Origin of the sequence: Mycobacterium szulgai (genome assembly GCF_002116635.1) — a bacterium.
GTDB classification, from domain to species: Bacteria; Actinomycetota; Actinomycetes; order Mycobacteriales; family Mycobacteriaceae; genus Mycobacterium; species Mycobacterium szulgai.
In genome coordinates this window covers 1-17942 of record NZ_LQPW01000086.1, presented here as the reverse complement: position 1 = coordinate 17942, position 17942 = coordinate 1, and the positions used below count along the sequence as shown (strand labels likewise).

18 protein-coding genes are annotated in these 17942 nt (G+C 66.2%); 7 read left to right on the top strand and 11 right to left on the bottom strand.

Annotated elements, in window-relative coordinates:
* Positions 1-34 precede the first annotated feature (34 nt).
* Positions 35-640: a methyltransferase domain-containing protein gene (locus AWC27_RS13480; protein ID WP_245847049.1), complete on the top strand. Its 606-nt coding sequence runs from the start codon at positions 35-37 to the stop codon at positions 638-640.
* Here AWC27_RS13480 and AWC27_RS13475 read toward each other — a convergent pair.
* The 4 genes from AWC27_RS13475 to AWC27_RS13460 all read right to left on the bottom strand — a co-directional run bounded on the left by AWC27_RS13475 (position 622) and on the right by AWC27_RS13460 (position 5053).
* A complete protein-coding gene (locus tag AWC27_RS13475) occupies positions 622-2007 on the bottom strand; it encodes a flavin monoamine oxidase family protein (protein ID WP_085670942.1) in 1386 nt (461 codons plus the stop codon). The genes AWC27_RS13480 and AWC27_RS13475 overlap by 19 nt on opposite strands.
* A gap of 149 nt (positions 2008-2156) precedes the next feature.
* Positions 2157-3449, bottom strand: a complete 1293-nt coding sequence (locus AWC27_RS13470; RefSeq protein ID WP_085670941.1) for a cytochrome P450 — start codon at positions 3447-3449, stop codon at positions 2157-2159.
* Positions 3450-3470: 21 nt separating this feature from the next.
* Positions 3471-3809: an MmpS family transport accessory protein gene (locus tag AWC27_RS13465; RefSeq protein WP_085670940.1), complete on the bottom strand. Its 339-nt coding sequence runs from the start codon at positions 3807-3809 to the stop codon at positions 3471-3473.
* Positions 3810-3853: 44 nt separating this feature from the next.
* Positions 3854-5053: an MFS transporter gene (locus AWC27_RS13460; RefSeq protein ID WP_139836982.1), complete on the bottom strand. Its 1200-nt coding sequence runs from the start codon at positions 5051-5053 to the stop codon at positions 3854-3856.
* Positions 5054-5172: 119 nt separating this feature from the next.
* On the opposite strand from AWC27_RS13460, the gene AWC27_RS13455 reads away from it, so the two are divergent.
* Entirely contained in the window at positions 5173-6201 is a 1029-nt protein-coding gene (locus tag AWC27_RS13455) for an NAD(P)H-dependent amine dehydrogenase family protein (protein WP_085671051.1), read from the top strand.
* A gap of 107 nt (positions 6202-6308) precedes the next feature.
* Complete coding sequence (locus AWC27_RS13450; protein ID WP_085670938.1) at positions 6309-8153, top strand: Hsp70 family protein; 1845 nt, start codon at positions 6309-6311, stop codon at positions 8151-8153.
* Between the two features lie 33 nt (positions 8154-8186).
* On the opposite strand, the gene AWC27_RS13445 is transcribed toward AWC27_RS13450, so the two are convergent.
* From AWC27_RS13445 to AWC27_RS13435, 3 genes are all read right to left on the bottom strand, one after another.
* A complete protein-coding gene (locus AWC27_RS13445) occupies positions 8187-8705 on the bottom strand; it encodes a hypothetical protein (RefSeq protein ID WP_085670937.1) in 519 nt (172 codons plus the stop codon).
* Between the two features lie 81 nt (positions 8706-8786).
* Complete coding sequence (locus AWC27_RS13440; protein WP_085670936.1) at positions 8787-9878, bottom strand: class I SAM-dependent methyltransferase; 1092 nt, start codon at positions 9876-9878, stop codon at positions 8787-8789.
* Between the two features lie 2 nt (positions 9879-9880).
* Entirely contained in the window at positions 9881-10828 is a 948-nt protein-coding gene (locus AWC27_RS13435; protein ID WP_085670935.1) for an SDR family oxidoreductase, read from the bottom strand.
* An 89-nt stretch (positions 10829-10917) separates the two neighbouring features.
* On the opposite strand from AWC27_RS13435, the gene AWC27_RS13430 reads away from it, so the two are divergent.
* A complete protein-coding gene (locus AWC27_RS13430; RefSeq protein ID WP_085670934.1) occupies positions 10918-11655 on the top strand; it encodes an SHOCT domain-containing protein in 738 nt (245 codons plus the stop codon).
* A gap of 59 nt (positions 11656-11714) precedes the next feature.
* Here the strand turns inward: AWC27_RS13430 and AWC27_RS13425 are convergent, their stop codons facing one another.
* Together AWC27_RS13425 and AWC27_RS13420 are read right to left on the bottom strand one after the other, a co-directional pair.
* A complete protein-coding gene (locus AWC27_RS13425; protein ID WP_085670933.1) occupies positions 11715-12338 on the bottom strand; it encodes an MBL fold metallo-hydrolase in 624 nt (207 codons plus the stop codon).
* Positions 12338-13435 (bottom strand): S-(hydroxymethyl)mycothiol dehydrogenase, encoded by a 1098-nt coding sequence (locus tag AWC27_RS13420; RefSeq protein ID WP_085670932.1) that lies wholly within the window; start codon positions 13433-13435, stop codon positions 12338-12340. Before AWC27_RS13420 ends, AWC27_RS13425 begins: the two co-directional genes overlap by 1 nt.
* Positions 13436-13536: 101 nt before the next feature.
* Here AWC27_RS13420 and AWC27_RS13415 point away from each other — a divergent pair, with 101 nt between their 5' ends.
* From AWC27_RS13415 to AWC27_RS13405, 3 genes are all read left to right on the top strand, one after another.
* Entirely contained in the window at positions 13537-14595 is a 1059-nt protein-coding gene (locus tag AWC27_RS13415) for a class I SAM-dependent methyltransferase (protein WP_085670931.1), read from the top strand.
* Positions 14595-15419: a serine hydrolase domain-containing protein gene (locus tag AWC27_RS13410; RefSeq protein ID WP_085670930.1), complete on the top strand. Its 825-nt coding sequence runs from the start codon at positions 14595-14597 to the stop codon at positions 15417-15419. Before AWC27_RS13415 ends, AWC27_RS13410 begins: the two co-directional genes overlap by 1 nt.
* Positions 15420-15544: 125 nt before the next feature.
* Positions 15545-16057 (top strand): DUF3145 domain-containing protein, encoded by a 513-nt coding sequence (locus tag AWC27_RS13405; RefSeq protein ID WP_083113573.1) that lies wholly within the window; start codon positions 15545-15547, stop codon positions 16055-16057.
* A gap of 3 nt (positions 16058-16060) precedes the next feature.
* On the opposite strand, the gene AWC27_RS13400 is transcribed toward AWC27_RS13405, so the two are convergent.
* Both AWC27_RS13400 and AWC27_RS31090 read right to left on the bottom strand, forming a co-directional pair.
* Entirely contained in the window at positions 16061-16594 is a 534-nt protein-coding gene (locus AWC27_RS13400; protein ID WP_085670929.1) for an Rv2253 family sensor-like surface protein, read from the bottom strand.
* 99 nt (positions 16595-16693) lie between these two features.
* Positions 16694-17942, bottom strand: a 1249-nt coding sequence (locus AWC27_RS31090) for a PE family protein (protein ID WP_169726782.1), incomplete at its 5' end; no start/stop codon positions are given.

Genomic DNA, 17942 nt, shown 5'->3' with positions numbered 1-17942 from the left:
ATCCTCTCAAAATCCTCGACTAGGAGGTCACTGGGTGCGCATCAAACTACGGGACCACCGGCAACGCGTTGCCGAAGCGCTGCACGTCATGAAGCCGGCGGCCAGATTGCGCGACCAAGCCGAGGCACTGGCCGGCTACCTCGGCCGCGGCGAGAGCCTGCTCGATGTTGGGTGTGGAACCGGACTCCTCTCGGCGTACTTGCAAGAGAAGTATCGCGTGGACCCAAGTGGGTTGGATGTCAAGGACTTCCGCCGGACACAGATCCCGTTCCGCGAGTTCGACGGCACCTCAATTCCGTTTCCGGACAAGGCATTCGATCACGTCGTCGTCAGTGAGGTACTTCATCACAGTCATGACCCGATGGCGTTGATCAAGCAGTGCCACCGAGTGGCGCGGCGCAGCATCATCGTGTTCGAGGATCTGCCCGACGGGCTGGTCGGAAAGCTTGTCCTTTATCTCCATGTGGAGCTGTTCGCCCGGTACTACCGCTATCCGTTTCGCCCGGCGCGCATCGGCGCCTACCGCGCGGCACTGCGCTGGCTGGACGACAACGCCAAGCGCATCACCCGAATTCCGCAGCCACCGGAATGGTTCACCGTGTATCCGCGGGTGTTGCTGGTCTACGGCCTTGAGGAGTAGACGTCATGGGAAGGCAGCGCTTGATTGGCCATGACTTCCCGGGCGGCGCGCTCGCCGGAGCGAATAGCGCCGTCGATCCAGCCGCACATCTGCGCCGAGGTTTCGGTTCCGGCCCAATGAATTCGCCCACAGGGCCGGCGCAGCGCGTGTCCGAACTGGGTGAGTACCCCGGGCGGGGCGTGGCTGAGCATTCCGCCGCCTGAGTAACGCTCGCGGCTCCAATTCTGTTCGACGTAGTCGACGGGCCGGCCTGCCTTGGGGCCGAACCGTTCCACCAACGCGTCGAGCACCGCCTGACGGCGCCCGGCGAAGTCGAGGCGCTCGTACTGCCGGGCAGTCGGGCCCTCGATGATCACACACAGGATGCCCGGGGACCCCGTGTCGGGGCAGGCATCGATGGTGACCGTAGCCAACGATCCCGGGGCGGCGCTTTGGCCGCACAGACCGTCGGCGCGCCAGAACGGCGCGTCGTAAACGATTGAGATCTTGACGATCGCGCCGCTGGGCATCCGCTGGTGCAGAAACGACCGATCCGTGGGAAGCATTGGCTCGTAAACGATTTGGCTGGCGATGGCGATCGGTACAGCGACGACGACGCGGCCTGCCCGGACGCTGTCGCGATCTGAGCGCACGGTGATGCCGTCGGCATCTTGTTCGATGGACCGAACCGGCTGGGACAGCCGGATGGCCTCACCCAGCTCGGCGGCCATCGGCCCGTAGATCGCACCCATACCGCCGACCACCCGGGCGTCCTGCGAGCCACCCTTGCCGCCGAGCACGAAGGCCGGGCCGCCGGCCGATCCCATCTGATAGAGCATGAACAGCATCGACACCTCCGAGGCCGCCGACGTGTAGCAGCCCGAGATCGCCGTATCGAGCAGGTCGTGCGCGGCCTTGGACTTGATATTGCGCTCCAACCATTGGGCCAATGTCATGCGATCCCACTTGTGTGCCTTTTTGGCCTCCCACGGCGCCTCGAGCGGGATCGACTTGCACATCTGGCCGAGTTCGAGGAAGCCCGCACCGAGATTCAGCGACGCCCATGGGCTCATGGTCCACGGGATCGTGCCGGCGTAGCGGTGCTGCTTGCCGTCGACCACCATCATGGCGTCGCCGTCGTGGTACTGCTTGAAGGTTTTGACGCCGAACTCATCCATCAGCGCATAGATGCGGTCCTGGGTCGGCCCAACCCAGGCGCCGCCCTTGTCTATCCACGACCCGTCGTCGCGTGTAACGGTGTAGGTGCGGCCGCCGACCCGGTCCCGGGCCTCGAGCAAAGCCACCGAATGGCCTGCCTGGTTGAGTCGAAGGGCTGCGGTCAAACCCGCGAAGCCGGCACCCACCACGCAAACGTCGACATCAGCCATGCTGAAAGGCCTACCCGCAGTGGGCCGACCAGTCAACGGGCAGCGGTTGGTGATATCGAATGCGCTATCGCATTTGAAAGGGGGTCATGCCCTGAGCCGGGCCTGTCTGGATCATGCATGCGTTCTGGAATGCGATATCGCAGGTGATATCAGCCGGCCGGAGTCCAGGCGACGGGCAACTTTTTGATGCCGTGGATGAACTGCGAGAGCAGCCGGGCGGGCTCCTCGGTTGCAACGATGTCGGGCATTTCGCGGCGCAACTCGTCGAAGACAACCCGGATTTCCCGACGGGCGAGGTTGGCGCCCAGACAGAAATGGGCGCCGCCGCCACCGAAACCGAGATGGGGATTGGGGTCGCGGGCCACGTCGAACATCCACGGATTAACGAACTTTGACTCATCCCGGTTGGCCGAGCAGTACCACAGCGAAACCTTGTCGCCAGCTGCCATCTTGGTGCCACTGAGTTCGATGTCACGGGTCAAGGTGCGGCGCATGTAGACCACCGGCGAGGCCCAGCGAACAATCTCCTCGACCGCGGTGGGCGCCAGACGGTCGAAATCCGACCACCACCTCTCGCGCTGCTCGGGATAGCGCGACAGCGCCAGCACGCCGTGGCTGATCGCATTGCGCGTTGTTTCGTTGCCGGCCACCACCAAGAGAATGAAGAACGAGGCGATCTCCGACGACGACAGCCGCTCGCCGTCGACTTCGGCTTCGACCAGGCTGCTCGTCAGATCGTCGTGGTGATTGACTCGTCGATCCTCGGTCAGCGCGCTGGCGTAGGCGCCGATTTCCATCGAAACGTGGACGAATTCGTCGAAATCGGTCGCCAGATCGGGGTCGCCGAAGCCGAGAATCACATTGGTCCAATGGAATACGCGCTGATGGTCCTCCTCGGGTATGCCCATCATGTCGCAGATGATCTGCAACGGCAGTGGTCCGGCGAGTTCGCTGACCACGTCGGCCTGCCCATCGGGATGGTTGGCGATCATCGACGTGACCAGCCGGTGGGCGCGATTTCGCACCGATGCTTCGATGCGGGCCACCACTTTCGGCGTGAACGCCCTGCTGACGATGGAACGCAGACGCTGATGGCGTGGATCGTCGAGCACGATCATCGAGCCGAAATACTCAGCCACCTCCGGTGTTTGGTCGTTGATCGTGATGTTGGGATTGGAGCTGAAGACATCTGGATGACGGCTGGCATAGAAGACGTCGTCATGACGGGTCAGCGCCCAGTGCCCGTTGCCTGCGGTGAAGCCGGGAAGCTCGAGTGCGGGCCAGAACGAGATCGGCGCTTCGCGGCGCAAGGTGGCGAAAGCCCCGTCGCGAATATCGTCGTCGAGTCCCCAGAAATCCAGCGAGCCCAGATCGAAGTCACCGAGCTTGACCTCGGGTGGGGGCTGCCCGTTCACGCGAGCAATACCGGTCTTGAGGTCCACGGCGATCCTCCTCCGCGTGGCTCAGTGAGTACAGACTGTGTGACCCGGCACCCCGGTCGCGGTCTGCTGACTCACTACATTGCCGTCGAGTGAAATCTTGCAGGTAATGGACCCCGGCCCCTGTGCGCTGAGCACGAATACCTGGCCCCCGAACGAAGTGAACTCAGTGGACCAGGGCAGCGGCACGTTGACTGCGTGCTGCTGGCCTTCGACCGTTTGATACGAGATGTATTCAGCCATACCGCTGCCGCTCACTTCGTAGCGGGCTTTCGGCGTTGGGTCCGCGTTAGCCAACCCGCAGGTGGCGGTGAAGCCGATGCCGAGAGCCAACAGAATCGAGGGTCCGCTGAGGAGCTTCATGGTTCTTCATGTTGTCACCACGCACGTCGGCGCACCAGGGGTTTCTACTCCGGCAGCCGGATCGCGAACATCGTGCCCAGCGCGACGACCTGAAGTGCGACCACCACCACGACCAATGTGGCGGTCGAGACATCGTAGAGCCAGCCGATGAGAGCGCCCCCGCCCGCGGCCGCTACTCCCAAGCCGGCGGCGAACACCCCATACGCGCTGGCTCGGCGGGGTGTGCTGACCAGGTCGGCGACCACCGCTCGCAGCGTCGACTCCTGGATTCCCACCGCGGCACCCCACAACAGCGCCCCCACTACGACCAGCGTTACATTCCCGCCGAACGCGGACAAAACAACCAGCATCGACAGGATCGGCAGGGCGGCAAGGGTTTTGGCGCCGAACCGGTCATAGCTCCAGCCTGACGCCAACGCCGCCAACGCATCTGCGCCCATCGCGGCCGCATAGACCACCGGTACCGCGGCCGGCGTCACGACCCTGTGCGTGACCATGTGATAGGACAACAAGCCGAATGTGGCGAAGCCGGCCATAGTCAGCGAGGTGAATCCGCAGTACCACCAGAATTTCGCTGGAAGGGCCCAAAATCTCTGCGCGACAACATGGCCGGGCTGATTGGATGTTTCGGGCTCATAGGATTCGGGATGCCGCACCCGGAATCGCAGCCACACCAGCAGCATTAGCGCCGCAGCGCCGGGCAGGGCCAGCACGCCGAGTGCGGGAGCGTAGTCGTTACCGGTGAACCCGAGTACCGCGGCTACGGTCAGGGGTCCCAGCACCGCACCTACCTGGTCGAGGGCCTCGTGCACCGCGAACCCGCGGCCGCGGCCCGTGACGGTGGTGGCGTGCGACAACAGTGTGTCTTTGGCCGGGCTGCGTACCGCCTTGCCGACCCGCTCGCCGATCACCAGCGCGCAGACAAGCCATAAGCTGCCCGCTACACCGAGCAGGGGAACCGTGATCACCGTCAGCGCATAGCCGGCGATGGCGTAAGCCCAGAAGCGCTTCGTGCGATCGGCTAACGGACCCGAGACCAGACGCAGCCCCAGGGCGGCGGCCTCGCCGATGCCGGTGACCACTCCGACCACCAGGCCTGTCGCTCCCAACGAGGCCAACAACGGCCCGGTGACCGAGCGAGCACCTTCGTAGACGAAATCGGCGAGCAGGCTGACCACGCCGAACACCGCGACGAATCGCCAGGCGCTCAACGCCGGCGGCGAGGATGCCGATCGCACCCTCAGATGCTAGATCCCGGTGCGCCGCCCTTAGGGTGAAGCCGGGATACGGGGTTGAGCAGGAGGTGGCTGGGTTGGATAAGAGTAAACGCGTCGTGGTCTGGGGAACCGGCTTCGTGGGGAAAATGGTGCTCACCGAGATCGTCAAGCATCCACTGTTCGAGTTGGTGGGCGTCGGGGTCAGCAACCCGGAAAAAGTCGGGCTCGACGTGGCCGAAATCTGCGGGCTGGCCGAACCCGTGGGCATCACCGCCACCGACGACGTCGACGCCCTGATCGCGCTGAAGCCCGACGCGCTGGTGCACTACGGCCCGACCGCAATGCACGCCAAGGACAACATCCTGCTGATCACGCGGTTTCTGCGGGCCGGCATCGACGTGTGTTCGACCGCGATGACGCCCTGGATCTGGCCCACCATGCACCTGAACCCACCGAACTGGATCACCCCGATCACCGAAGCCTGCGAGCTGGGCGAGTCGTCATGCTTCACCACCGGCATCGATCCGGGATTCGCCAACGACCTGTTTCCCATGACGCTGATGGGCCTGTGTTCGGAAGTTCGCAAAGTGCGTGCCTCGGAGCTGCTCGACTACACCAACTACGAAGGCGACTACGAACACGAGATGGGGATCGGCCGGGAACCCGAGTTCAGCCCGTTGCTGGAAAACCGCGACGTGTTGATCTTCGCCTGGGGTGCCACCGTGCCCATGATCGCCTACGCCGCGGGCATCATGCTCGACGAAATCACCACGACCTGGGACAAGTGGGTGACGCCCACTGAACGAAAGTCGGCCAAGGGCGTTATCAAAGCCGGCCACGTCGCCGCGGTCCGGTTCACCATCAACGGCATCTACCAGGGCGAAACCCGGATCCAGCTGGAACACGTCAACCGCATCGGACTCGACGCCGCTCCCGACTGGCCAACCGGCCACGACAACGACGTCTACCGGGTCGACGTCGAGGGGACGCCGAGCATCTTCCAGGAAACCGCGTTCCGGTTCACCGACGGCTCCGGTCGCGACGCCGCGGCCGCCGGCTGCCTGGCCACCGGGATGCGGGCGCTCAATGCCGTCGCGGCCGTCAACGACTTGCCGCCGGGCTGGGTCACCGCACTCGATCTGCCGCTGATCCCGGGGGCGGGCACCATCCGCTGATACAGCTCACGCATAGCTGACGCAGAGATTGGCTATAGGTATAACCGAGAGAATTCGGGTAGGCGGCATGACCGGGACGTGCCGCTGCACAGTGGGGATTGGACTACATGGCTGAAGGAGCACGGCCGGCACTGGGGCTGTCTATCGGTGCCACCAACCTGGCGGCCGTCACGGCCGATCATGCCCTCACCCGCAAACCCGTGCTCACGCTGTATCGGCAGCGCCCACCCGAGGTGGGTGTCCCGTCGGAGAATCCGCGGCTGGACGAGCCCGGCTTGGTGATCGCCGACTTCGTGGACCGGGTCGGAGACCCAGTGGGCATTGTGGCGGCCGACGGTTCGATGCACCGCAGCGAGGCACTGGTCGCCGACGCATTGCGGGCGTTGGCCTATGCCGCTAGCGGTGGCCGCGCCTTGCCGGAAAGTGTCGCGGTGACCTATCCCGCCCACTGGGCGCCGGCCGCGGTGGACGCGCTGGGCGCTGCGTTGAGCCGGGTGACGGAATGGTCGCATGGGGACCACCCACTCACGCTGATCCCGGACGCCGCGGCAGCCCTGTTCGCTGCGCGGGCTAACCCCGGCATCCCGGCCCGCGGGATAGTCGCAGTGTGCGACTTCGGCGGCAGCGGCACCAGCATCACGTTGGTAGATGCCGACGGCGAGTATCAGCCCGTCGCACCGACCGTGCGGCACCACGACTTCTCCGGCGATTTGATCGACCAGGCATTGTTGACCTACCTGATGTCCGAATTGCCGAACACCGGCTCGTTCGACCCGCAAAGCACCTCGGCGATCGGGTCGCTGGCACGGCTGCGGACGGAATGCCGCAATGCCAAGCATCAGCTCTCGTCGAGCACCGTGGCCACGCTGAGCGATGTGTTGCAGGGCGGTCGCGGCGATCTGCGGCTCACCAGAAACGAGCTCGAGGAGGCGATCCGCGATTCCTTGAACGGCGTTGTCCAGGCTATGGAACAGACCATCGCGCGCAGCGGAATTCACGCCACGAATCTGGTGGCGATCGTTGCGGTGGGCGGCGGCGCCAACATCCCGGCAGTCATCACGACGCTGTCCGGACGCTTCGGTGTTCCGGTGATCACGACGCCGCGTCCGCAGTTGACGGCGGCGATCGGCGGTGCGTTGCGGGCCGCGCGCGGGCCCGGCGAGGCCAGCGCGACGCTGGTGACCCCGGCAGCGTCTGCCACGGCGACGGCACTGGCCCTGGCGCCTGCTGCCGTGGCGAATGGCCACGACGATGCTCCGGTGTCGGTGATGCAACCGGCGTTGGCCTGGTCGGAAGCTGACGACGACTCCCGTGTCCTGCCTGCCGGCGGTAGCGGCTTCACGTCAGCCCGCCCGCAATTGAGCTTCGACCATGACGCTCGCCCCGAGCCCGAGCCGGCACCGAAGATCATTCCCTGGTACCGCCTGCCCGCGGTGATCATTGTCAGTACCGTCGTGGCCGTGCTGCTGGTGGGCGCCGCGGTGGTCATCGGATTGCGCAGTGCCGAAAACAAGCCGACCGAAAACAAGCCCACGACCCCGGGCGTGACCAGCGCGTCGGCAACCTCGGCCCCGCCCGCGCCGTCGAGCGAGCCCGCCCCGCCGTCGCAGACTCCTGATACCGGTCAGCCCGCGCCGCCCACGCAGCAAGCGCCCGTACCACCGCCGTCGGAAACACCGCCTTCGGAAACGCCGTCATCGGAGACCCCGCCTCCGACGACCGAGACGACCCCGCCACCGGCGACCACCACACCACCGCCCGTCACCACCACACCCCCGGTAACCACCCAGCCGCCGGCGACCACTCAGCCGCCAGCGACCACACAACCGCCGGCTCCGCAGGTACCCGCGCCGCCGAATCCGCCCCCGATCCCGCAGATTCCGGGGATCCCGCAGATTCCCGGCATTTCGCTTCCGGGGATACCAAAAGTCCCAGCACCGCCGTTGCCTTAGCCAGTCTCACGGCAGTCTCAAGCACTCAGCACCTTATTTAGCTTCGGCTTTCCCGGCCCCGGTTTTTTCCCCAGCCAGCTCCATGGCTTTCTTGTTGAACTCTTTGTCGTCTTTGGCCATTTCTTCCATCGAGCGTTCGCTCTTCTGCTTCTCCCGCTCCTCGGCCGCCTCGCCGCGGGTCTTGCCGTCCTCGCCCTTGCTCGTCTCAACATGGGAGGCCCTGCCGCCGGAATCCTCTTCCTCGGAGGGCTTTTCGGTCGCGGTGTCATCCTTGGCTTCGTCGTCCTGCGACATCTTGGCCTTGTTCGCCGGGGAATCCTCGTCATCGGCGTACTTGGGATTACCGTCGTCGTCGAGCCAATCACCCACCGCGGTGCCGGAAACCGCTCCACCGGTGCCGGGAAGAATCAGCGTCGGGCGGTATTCGTAGGCCGTCATCATCTCGGCGGCCTTTTCTTTGGCTTCGTCGTCGGGCTCTGGTTTCTCGTTTGTGCGGTCGCTGTCGGCTTTGTCGACCGGTTCTTGGTCCGGTTCGCTGTCCTGCTCGCCCATGCTCTCGCCCCCTGTGGAGTTGCAATTTTTGAGCCGACCCTGGGCAGGGGGTACCACTGCGGCGCAATGTCGAAACGCTCGTTACCCCGACCCGCTTTTGACCAGCACAATCGCGGCCAGCGGAAGCCGCATCGGCTCCGGCGCGGCGGCCAGCCGTTGTGCGACGGCGACCTGCAGGCGCTGCGTGAATTCAGCGCGGCGCGGGATGTCCAAAGCGGCCGCCAGGGTGGGGAAGAGGGCGGCCCGCGCGAATGCTGCCCACTGCGCACCGAAAGCTTCTGCGTCACCATCTGTTTGGAAGCGAGCCCAGAATCGGTCTTGGGCATCGAACACCTCCAGGTGATCGATCGCCAGGCCCTCAAACCGCCCGCGTGGCGCAAAAGGAGCGCGAAAGTCCTTCTCGCTGCGCGCAACAATGGGAAGCGCCATGCGTTGTACCTCTTCGGCGCGCAACAAGCCCTGCCGCACCTGATCGTGCAGACCCGCCATGATGGCCTCATTCAAGGGCCGGTAGCCGAACTCGCCGTCTTCCTGGACGGCCATCGTCAGCACCACCAGACGTCCAGCCGGACAGAACTCGCGTCCGCGGAAGGCCAGGAAATCCTGCCAATCCGTGGCCGCCTGGCGGGCATAGGCCGCGCGGGCCTGCTCGTCATTGCTGTAGGCGACTTGTACGTGGTCGGGGAGCGGCGCAGGGATCTTGCTCAGCCACTGGACCGCCCAGGACGTCCAGCCGAGGTTGACGGTGTTGGTCGGCAGAATCTGGGTGTAGAACGATCGGCCGATCGCCGACGGGAAACTCGCGCTGTCCTTTTGCAGGTAACTGTCCGGGTCCTCGGCCAGTGTCTGGAACAGTGCGGTGAAGTCGTTTTCGGGTACGTCGGTGTGTGCCAACAGGATTGCGTGGTCGTCGCGGGTGCGCTTGCGCAGCACGTCGATTGCCGCGGACATCGGCTTGAGTGAATTGTGGCCGGTGGCCGCGCCGTAATCGGCGATGACGATCGGTTGCGGGGGCTGGGGCAGCGGAACCTGTTGGGCGGCAAGCTCAAAAAGCGCGACGGCCGGCGTCAAACCCGCGGCCTGCAGCCGCGACGACTGTGTGTAGGTCGCGCTGTCCATCGGCTCCGGGCGCACCACGATGCTCGATTGCGGCACGCGCATATCGGGTTCCATGGCTAGCTAGCGAAACTCACACCGGTGAGCTGCTCAGATATCTCCCAAAGCCGTTGGCTGTCAGCGTCATTGGCGGCCCGGGCGGGGACCTTGGCCTCGGTCACGCCACCGCCGGCGGTCTCGTAGAAGCCGCGGGGGCCATAGAACACGCCGCCCTCGGCTTGCGGTGTGGCGGCCGCATACAACGCCGGCAGGATGCCTTCGTCGATTTCCTGCCAGAGGAACGGCGTAAAGCGCCATGAGGTCTTGTACAGCCGCTCCATCAGCGCCGGCTTTTCGCGGCCGCGCGACGGTCCGGCGATTTGCAGGTTGGTTTTGGTAAGGCCGGGGTGGGCGGCATTGGACACGATGCCCCAGCCGGCTTTACGACTGCGGCGATCCAACTCCCGGGCGAACATCAACACCGCCAGTTTCGACTGACCATAGGCCGCCATCGGATTGTAGGACTTCTCGAACTGCAGGTCGTCGAAATGGATCTGGCCGCGGCGGGCCGCCAGGCTGCTCAGCGAGACGACGCGCGGGTGCTGTGCGGCCCGCAACAGCGGCAGGACGTGTGCGGTGAGCGCGAAGTGTCCGAGATGGTTACTGCCGAACTGTAATTCGAAGCCGTCGGCTGTAGTGTCGCGTTCGGGTGGAGTCATCACGCCGGCGTTGTTGATCAGGATATCGATCGGGCGGCCTTCGGCGTTGAGTTCTTCCCCCAGGGCGGCAACCGACGCCAGCGATGACAGGTCGAGGGCTTTGATGGTGAGTTTTGCCGCGGGAATCGTGGAGCGGATTTCCTTGATCGCTGCCTCGCCCTTGGCGCGATTGCGAATCGCCATCGCGACGTCCGCGCCGGCCGCCGCCAGCCGGCGGGCCAATCCGAACCCCAGACCGCTGTTGGCTCCGGTCACGATCGCAAGCTTGCCGGTCAGATCGGGCACCGTGGCGACAAGATCGTTAGCCATGCGTATCACTCCATTTCCGGTCGCTTTGTTTCCCAGTGTGCGCCTTGCCTCGCTGCCGCTGCAGTGCAGTCGCCTTCTACACTGCGTGGATGAGTAGACGGCTGGCAAAGGTGTCGCTGGCTGTGGCGGTGGTGACGCTGGTGGTAGCGGTGGGCGGCTTCATCGTCACCCTGGTGCTCAATGCTTTCTTTCTCGATAAGTACAACGCCTACGGCGAGGTGCCGATCCCCGGGACGGGCAGCGTGCACCTGCCCGCCGGTGAGGTTACCGTCAGCCTGCATACGTTGGTGATCGGCGATGGCAGTGGCCTGCCGGTGCCGCCATTGGGGATCACGATCAAGCCCCCCGAGGGCATGCCGCAACCCGCGGTGACGGAAAGTATCGGCAGCACAACGACGGTCAACAACGACGCACATGTGCGGGTATGGATGGTGCATGTTCCCGCCGAAGGAACCTACGACGTCACCACAGACGGCCAAGTCAACGGATACATCAACCCGCGTCTGGCTTTCGGTCACCAGAGTTCATACGGCTATCTGGTCTGGGTGTTCGTCGCCGTGTTCGTCCTCGGCCTGATCGATTTGGCCTTGTCGGTGATGTGGCTGTCACGCACCCGGCGCACGGCCGTATCGGCCGCCGTCGCCCGGCCGGCGGCCAGCCCATACCTGCACGACCTGTCGCCGCCGCAGCCGGTCGCGGCCTACGAACCCACTGACGACGGCGTCCGACTAGAGCGACTCAAAACCTTAGCGGCACTGCGGGATTCGGGGGCGCTGACCGAAGAGGAATTTCAGGCCGAGAAGCGGCGGATTTTGGATGGGCAGTGAGCGCTGGGCTCCGGTCGCTAATGCTCAGCCGTCACATGCGTCTCTGTGACTAGGGCATCTCAGTGCCCTCGGGCCACCCATTCTTCGTAGTGCACGATCTCGTCGCCGACCGTCGTACTGTCACCATGGCCGGTGTGCACGACGGTCTCGCCGGGCAGCGAGCCCAGTCGCCCGGATATGGACTGCAGGATCGTCGGGAAGTCTGAGTAGGAGCGACCGGTTGCGCCCGGCCCGCCGGAAAACAGCGTGTCGCCGCTGAACACGACGTTGAGCTCCGGGGCATGCCAACAGACTGATCCCGGTGAGTGCCCGGGTGTGTGCTGTGCCCGCAACTCGGTGCCGGCGACGCGCAACGTGTCTCCGTCGGATACGGCGCGAAAGTTCTTTTCCGGGTGAGTCATTCGCCACAGTACGTCGTCGCCAGGGTGTAATAGCACCGGTGCGTCCAGCGCCCGGCCGAGTTCGGGAGCCACCGTCACGTGATCGTTGTGGCCGTGGGTGCACACCACCGCGATCACGTTGCGGCCGTTGACTGCGGCCACGATCGGGGCCGCGTCGTGGGCGGCGTCGAAAACCACCACCTCAGAATCGTCGCCGACCAGCCAGATGTTGTTGTCGACTTCCCAACTGCCGCCGTCGAGTTCGAACGTGCCGTGGGTTATCACCCGGTCGATGGCGGCCATTACAGGAGCACCACCGAGCGCAGCACCTTGCCCTGATGCATCTTGTGAAATGCTTCGTCGATGTCGCCCAGCCCGATGCGTTCGGACACGAACTCGTCCAGCGGCAGCCGGCCCTGCAGGTAGAGATCGATAAGGGTGGGGAAGTCGCGTTCGGGCAGGCAATCGCCATACCAGGATGACTTCAGGGCCCCGCCGTGCGAGAAGAAGTCCACCAAAGGCATGTCCAGACGCATGTCGGGCGTCGGAACACCAACCAGCACAACGGTTCCGGCCAGATCACGGGCGTAGAAGGCCTGCTTCCATGTTTCGGGCCGGCCGACGGCGTCGATCACCACGTTAGCGCCGAAGCCGTCGGTGAGGTCTTGAATGGTTTTCACCACACCCATTTCGTCGTCGAACTCGCGGGCGTTGACGGTGTGGGTGGCGCCGAACTTGCGCGCCCACTCCAGCTTGGTGTTGTCGGTGTCGACGGCGATGATGCGCCGGGCGCCGACCAAAGCGGCCCCGGCGATCGCGGCATCGCCCACGCCGCCGCAGCCGATCACCGCGACCGTGTCGTCACGGGTAACGCCACCGGTATTGATCGCGGCGCCGATGCCCGCCATCACTCCGCAGCCCAGCAGGCCCGCGACGGCCGGGTCGGCCTCGGGGTTGACCTTGGTGCATTGGCCCGCGGCGACCAGCGTCTTATCGGCAAACGCGCCAATGCCAAGGGCCGGAGTCAGTTCAGTGCCATCGGTCAGCGTCATCTTCTGGGTGGCGTTGAAGGTGTCGAAGCAGAGATGCGGCCGGCCGCGTTTGCAGGCCCGGCACTGGCCGCACACCGCGCGCCAGTTCAGGATCACGAAGTCGCCGGGCTCGACTTCGGTGACACCGGGGCCGACGGCTTCGACCCTGCCCGCGGCCTCGTGGCCGAGCAGGAACGGGTACTCGTCGTTGATGCCACCGTCGCGGTAGGTCAGATCGGTGTGGCACACCCCGCAGGCGGTGATGTCGACGACGGCCTCGCCGGGTCCCGGGTCCGGTATGACGACGTCCACCAATTCGACGGGCTCGCCCTTTTTTCGTGAGATCACGCCGCGCACTGTCTGACTCATGGGCTCCAACCTACGGTGCGCCGCCCAGCCTGCGCTCAGCGCGCCCATGCGGGTTAAATGCCGGCAGTGGATGCGGTGTCGGGGGGATAGAGTGCCTGAGCATGACGGCCCCTGAAACCACCGAAGCGTTCAGCGAGCGGATCGTCGCGACATTCGACGGCGCCAGTCTCGCGCTGCTGTTAAGCATTGGACATCAGACCGGTCTGCTGGACGCCATGGCCGGCCTGCCGCCGTCCACCAGCACCCAGATCGCCGATGCTGCGGGGCTCAACGAGCGCTACGTCCGGGAGTGGCTGGGTGGGGCTACGACGGGGCACGTCGTCGAGTACGACGCCGCGGCCGGGACTTATGCGCTGCCCGCCCATCGTGCGGCCGTGCTGACCCGAGCCGCCGGACCGGACAATCTCGCGGTAGTGGCGCAGTTCATGCCACTACTCGGCCAAGTCGAGCAGAAGATCGTCGGCTGCTTCCGGACGGGTGGCGGCCTGTCCTACAGCGAATACCCGCGCTTCCACACACTGATGGCAGAGCAGAGCGGCGCCGTTTTCGATGCCGCACTCGTTGACGTCGTGCTGCCATTGGTCGAGGGTCTGCCCGAGCGCCTGCGCGCCGGCGCGGACGTGGCCGATCTCGGCTGCGGCAGCGGCCATGCGATCAACGTGATGGCGCAGGCGTTTCCGGCGAGCCGGTTCACCGGGATCGACTTTTCCGACGAGGCGGTCGCGACGGGCATCCAGGAGGCGGCACGCCTGCACCTGACGAACGCCGGCTTCGAAAGCCACAATCTGGCGCATTTGGACAAAGACTCGGCCTACGACGTCATCACGGTGTTCGACGCGATCCACGATCAGGCGCACCCGGCGCAGGTGCTGGAAAACATTTACCGTGCGCTGCGACCCGGGGGTGTGCTGTTGATGGCCGACATCAAGGCGTCGAGCCGCCTAGAGGAGAACGTCGGCCGGCCGATGAGCACTTACCTCTACACGACTTCACTGATGCACTGCATGACGGTGTCGTTGGCCCTCGGCGGCGCCGGACTGGGCACGGCGTGGGGCACGCAGCTGGCCGTGTCGATGCTGAACGACGCCGGGTTCACCGCGGTGCGGGTGGCCGAGATCGACTCGGATCCGCTGAACAACTACTACATCGCCACCAAGTAATGCCGGCTCTGGACGCCTTGTGCGACTGGCCGGTCCCGGCCGCGGCCGCGGCGGTGGTCGGGCCTGCCGGCGTGCTGGCGACACATGGCGACACCGCGAAAGTTTTCACCCTGGCGTCGGTGACCAAGCCGCTGGTGGCCCGGGCGGTGCAGGTGGCGATCGAGGAAGGCGTCGTCGAACTCGAAACCGCGGCCGGCCCACCGGACTCCACGATTCGGCACTTGTTGGCCCACGCCTCGGGCTTGGCGATGCACTCCGATCAGGTGCTGGCCCGACCCGGCACCCGCCGGATGTATTCCAACTACGGTTTTGCGGTGCTGGCCGAAACCGTGCAGCGGGAGTCGGGAATCGAGTTCGGCAGCTATCTGCGCGAGGCGGTGTTCGAACCGCTGGGCATGGGGACCACCCGGCTAGAGGGCGGCGCCGCCACCGCCGGGTTCGGGGCAACCTCGACGGTCGGCGACCTGGCCGCGTTCGCAGCGGACCTGCTGAGTCCGTCGACGGTCTCGGCGCAGCTGCACGCCGAGGCCACGACGGTGCAGTTTCCGGGCCTGGACGGAGTGTTGCCAGGCTACGGGGTCCAGCGTCCCAACGACTGGGGGCTGGGCTTCGAAATCCGGGACTCGAAATCACCGCACTGGACGGGTACGCGCAACTCGGCGCGCACCTTCGGCCATTTTGGCCAGGCAGGCGGCTTCATCTGGGCCGATCCCGAGGTTGACCTGGCGCTGGTGGTGCTCACCGACCGCGATTTCGGCGAGTGGGCGCTGGATCTGTGGCCGGCCGTCTCAGACCGGGTGATCGCCGCGGAAAATGCACACTAGCGCAACACAGGCATCACAAGGCACAATAGACACGCAAGACACAAACAATTGATGCAGGCATCCTGTTCTGCCGGTCCACCAGGTCGTTGGGGAAGACGTCCCTCGTGGAACCGAAGGAGCAACAGATGCATGCGTCGAATCAATTCGCCGACGTGACGACCGGCGTCGTATACGTGCACGCCTCGCCAGCGGCGGTGTGCCCGCATGTCGAGTGGGCGTTGTCGTCGACCCTGCAGTCCAAGGCGAACCTGGTTTGGACGCCGCAGCCGGCCATGCCTGGCCAACTGCGCGCGGTCACCAATTGGGTCGGCCCCGTGGGAACCGGCGCCCGGCTGGCCAACGCGTTGCGGTCCTGGTCGGTGCTGCGGTTCGAGGTCACCGAGGACCCCAGCCCCGGAGTCGACGGCCAGCGGTTCAGCCACACCCCGCAGCTCGGGTTGTGGAGCGGGGCGATGAGCGCCAACGGCGACATCATGGTGGGCGAAATGCGGCTGCGGACCCTGATGGCCCAGGGTGCCGATACCCTTGCCGCCGAACTGGATTCGGTCCTGGGCACGGCGTGGGATGACGCGCTCGAGGTGTACCGGGACGGCGGCGACGCCGGTGAAGTGACCTGGCTCAGCCGCGGCGTGGGTTAGCCGTTAGTTGACTGGTATTTGACTGGTCGCCGACGGGGCCGGTTTGGCCGACAGCGGCATGTCGACATTGCCTTCGCATGCGCCACTGAAGATGTCGGTGTGAAACAGGCCGGTGAAGCTGCCGTTCGGCCCGGGCGTGTAGACCGAAGTCGATTTAGCCGGGTCGTATTCGACGGTGCCATCGGGCAATAGGCAGTCCCACTTCCACTCAATTTTCCGAACCCACTGCGCACCGTTCCAAACGAATTCGATCGATGTCGGCATTGAGTCGTTCTTGGGTGGGGGAGGGTTGTTCACGGTGGCGATGCAGACGCCGGTCGCGCAGGTCGAACTCATGGAAACGCTGATTTGCTTAGCAGGTTCGGGTTGACTGGCCGCGATGCTGGTACCGGTCTTGGCATTGGCGGAAAGCGTCAGTATGTAGTCCCCATTCCAGGTCGCGGTGTCGCCGGCGTGGGCCGCAGCCGCCAGACCGAGCGATGCGCCGAGCGACGCCGCCAGCAGAGCAGCCAATGCGGTGCTGCGAAGTCGGGGCATCTTTCCTCCTGGTGACAGGCCTAAAAGGATGTCGCAGTTAGTGCACCAGTCGTTACACGGTCGGCCGATTCATCGATCCCGCACAGCCGGTACCGGCCTTTAGGGCGGCGGTAACCGCCCCGACCCGTGCGCACCATCGATGCCGTGTGCGCCCGCGAGGCCGGTCGCTCCCGTACCCGCGCTTAGGGCGGCGCCGACGCCCCCGCCGCCGCCGTTGCCGCCATCTGCCCCAGCGCCACCCGCGCCGCCATAGCCCGCGGGGGCGCTGCCGCGGGAGGGGCCGCCGTTGCCGCCGGCGCCGCCGTTTCCGCCGGGGCCGCCTGCTCCGCCGGTGCCGCCCATGCCACCGGCTCCAGTGCTACCCGCGTGGCCAAACAGTCCGCCCGCGCCGCCCGCGCCGCCGTCTGCGCCGTCGCCGCCAAGGCCGCCGTCTCCGCCGAGACCTCCCTCGCCGCCCGTCCCACCGTCGCCACCCTGAATATTCGACTGGACGGCACTGCCGCCGGTTCCGCCGGCACCGCCTGAGGCGCCGGGTGCGCCGGCACCGCCCGTCCCGCCGGCGCCCCCAGCACCGCCGATGCCGCCGTCGCCGACCAGAATCCCGCCGTGCCCCCCGGCGCCGCCTTTCCCGCCGACGCCGCCGGTGCTGCCAGCAACGCCCTGGCCGCCGTTCCCGCCGCCACCGCCGTGGCCGCCTGGGGCATCTGTCACACCTGCGCCGCCCGGCCCCCCCGCGCCGCCGGGCGCGCCGGTGCCGCCCTGGCCGCCGTCGCCGCCGGTCCCGCCGCCACCGGCGGTGTTGATGCCGTTGGCAACGCCGCCGGCACCGCCGGAGCCGCCGGGCGCTCCAACACCGCCCTTCCCACCGTCGCCGCCGTCGCCGCCGGTGGCTATTAATCCGTTGGCTGGGCCGCCGGTCCCGCCGACGCCGCCGGGCGCTCCGTCGCCACCGTTGCCGCCTTGGCCGCCGGCGGCGCCGATCGCGGTACCAGCATTATTGGTGGTCGAGCCGCCGTTGCCGCCGACACCACCGGCCTGACCGGCGATGGTGCCACTGGCGGCATCGCCGCCGGGCACCCCGGGGTTGCCGCTGTTGTCGACACCGTTGGTGGCCGTGGTCACCGGGGGCGCGAGGGTGGGGTTGGTGCCCGCGGCACCGGTGCCGCCGGCGCCGCCGGCACCGCCGGCGCCGCCCGTTCCCCACAGCCCAACCGCATTGCCGCCGGCGCCGCCCGCGCCGCCGGTGCCACCGCCGGCCACACCGGCTCCACCCGCTCCGCCGTTGCCGCCATCGCCAGCCAGTTGGCCACCGGTGCCGCCGTTGCCGCCGACCGCCCCGACCCCGCCC

Excerpts from the sequence above, each read along its gene's own strand:
- AWC27_RS13430 (WP_085670934.1), top strand. The coding sequence starts at position 10,918 with ATGAGTAGACGGCTGGCAAAGGTGTCGCTGGCTGTGGCGGTGGTGACG.
- AWC27_RS13440 (WP_085670936.1), bottom strand. The coding sequence starts at position 9,878 with ATGGAACCCGATATGCGCGTGCCGCAATCGAGCATCGTGGTGCGCCCG.
- AWC27_RS13475 (WP_085670942.1), bottom strand. The coding sequence starts at position 2,007 with ATGGCTGATGTCGACGTTTGCGTGGTGGGTGCCGGCTTCGCGGGTTTG.
- AWC27_RS13465 (WP_085670940.1), bottom strand. The coding sequence starts at position 3,809 with ATGAAGCTCCTCAGCGGACCCTCGATTCTGTTGGCTCTCGGCATCGGC.
- AWC27_RS13410 (WP_085670930.1), top strand. The coding sequence starts at position 14,595 with ATGCCGGCTCTGGACGCCTTGTGCGACTGGCCGGTCCCGGCCGCGGCC.
- AWC27_RS13405 (WP_083113573.1), top strand. The coding sequence starts at position 15,545 with ATGCATGCGTCGAATCAATTCGCCGACGTGACGACCGGCGTCGTATAC.
- AWC27_RS13445 (WP_085670937.1), bottom strand. The coding sequence starts at position 8,705 with ATGGGCGAGCAGGACAGCGAACCGGACCAAGAACCGGTCGACAAAGCC.
- AWC27_RS13450 (WP_085670938.1), top strand. The coding sequence starts at position 6,309 with ATGGCTGAAGGAGCACGGCCGGCACTGGGGCTGTCTATCGGTGCCACC.
- AWC27_RS13455 (WP_085671051.1), top strand. The coding sequence starts at position 5,173 with ATGGTGCTCACCGAGATCGTCAAGCATCCACTGTTCGAGTTGGTGGGC.
- AWC27_RS13435 (WP_085670935.1), bottom strand. The coding sequence starts at position 10,828 with ATGGCTAACGATCTTGTCGCCACGGTGCCCGATCTGACCGGCAAGCTT.
- AWC27_RS13425 (WP_085670933.1), bottom strand. The coding sequence starts at position 12,338 with ATGGCCGCCATCGACCGGGTGATAACCCACGGCACGTTCGAACTCGAC.
- AWC27_RS13415 (WP_085670931.1), top strand. The coding sequence starts at position 13,537 with ATGACGGCCCCTGAAACCACCGAAGCGTTCAGCGAGCGGATCGTCGCG.
- AWC27_RS13420 (WP_085670932.1), bottom strand. The coding sequence starts at position 13,435 with ATGAGTCAGACAGTGCGCGGCGTGATCTCACGAAAAAAGGGCGAGCCC.
- AWC27_RS13400 (WP_085670929.1), bottom strand. The coding sequence starts at position 16,594 with ATGCCCCGACTTCGCAGCACCGCATTGGCTGCTCTGCTGGCGGCGTCG.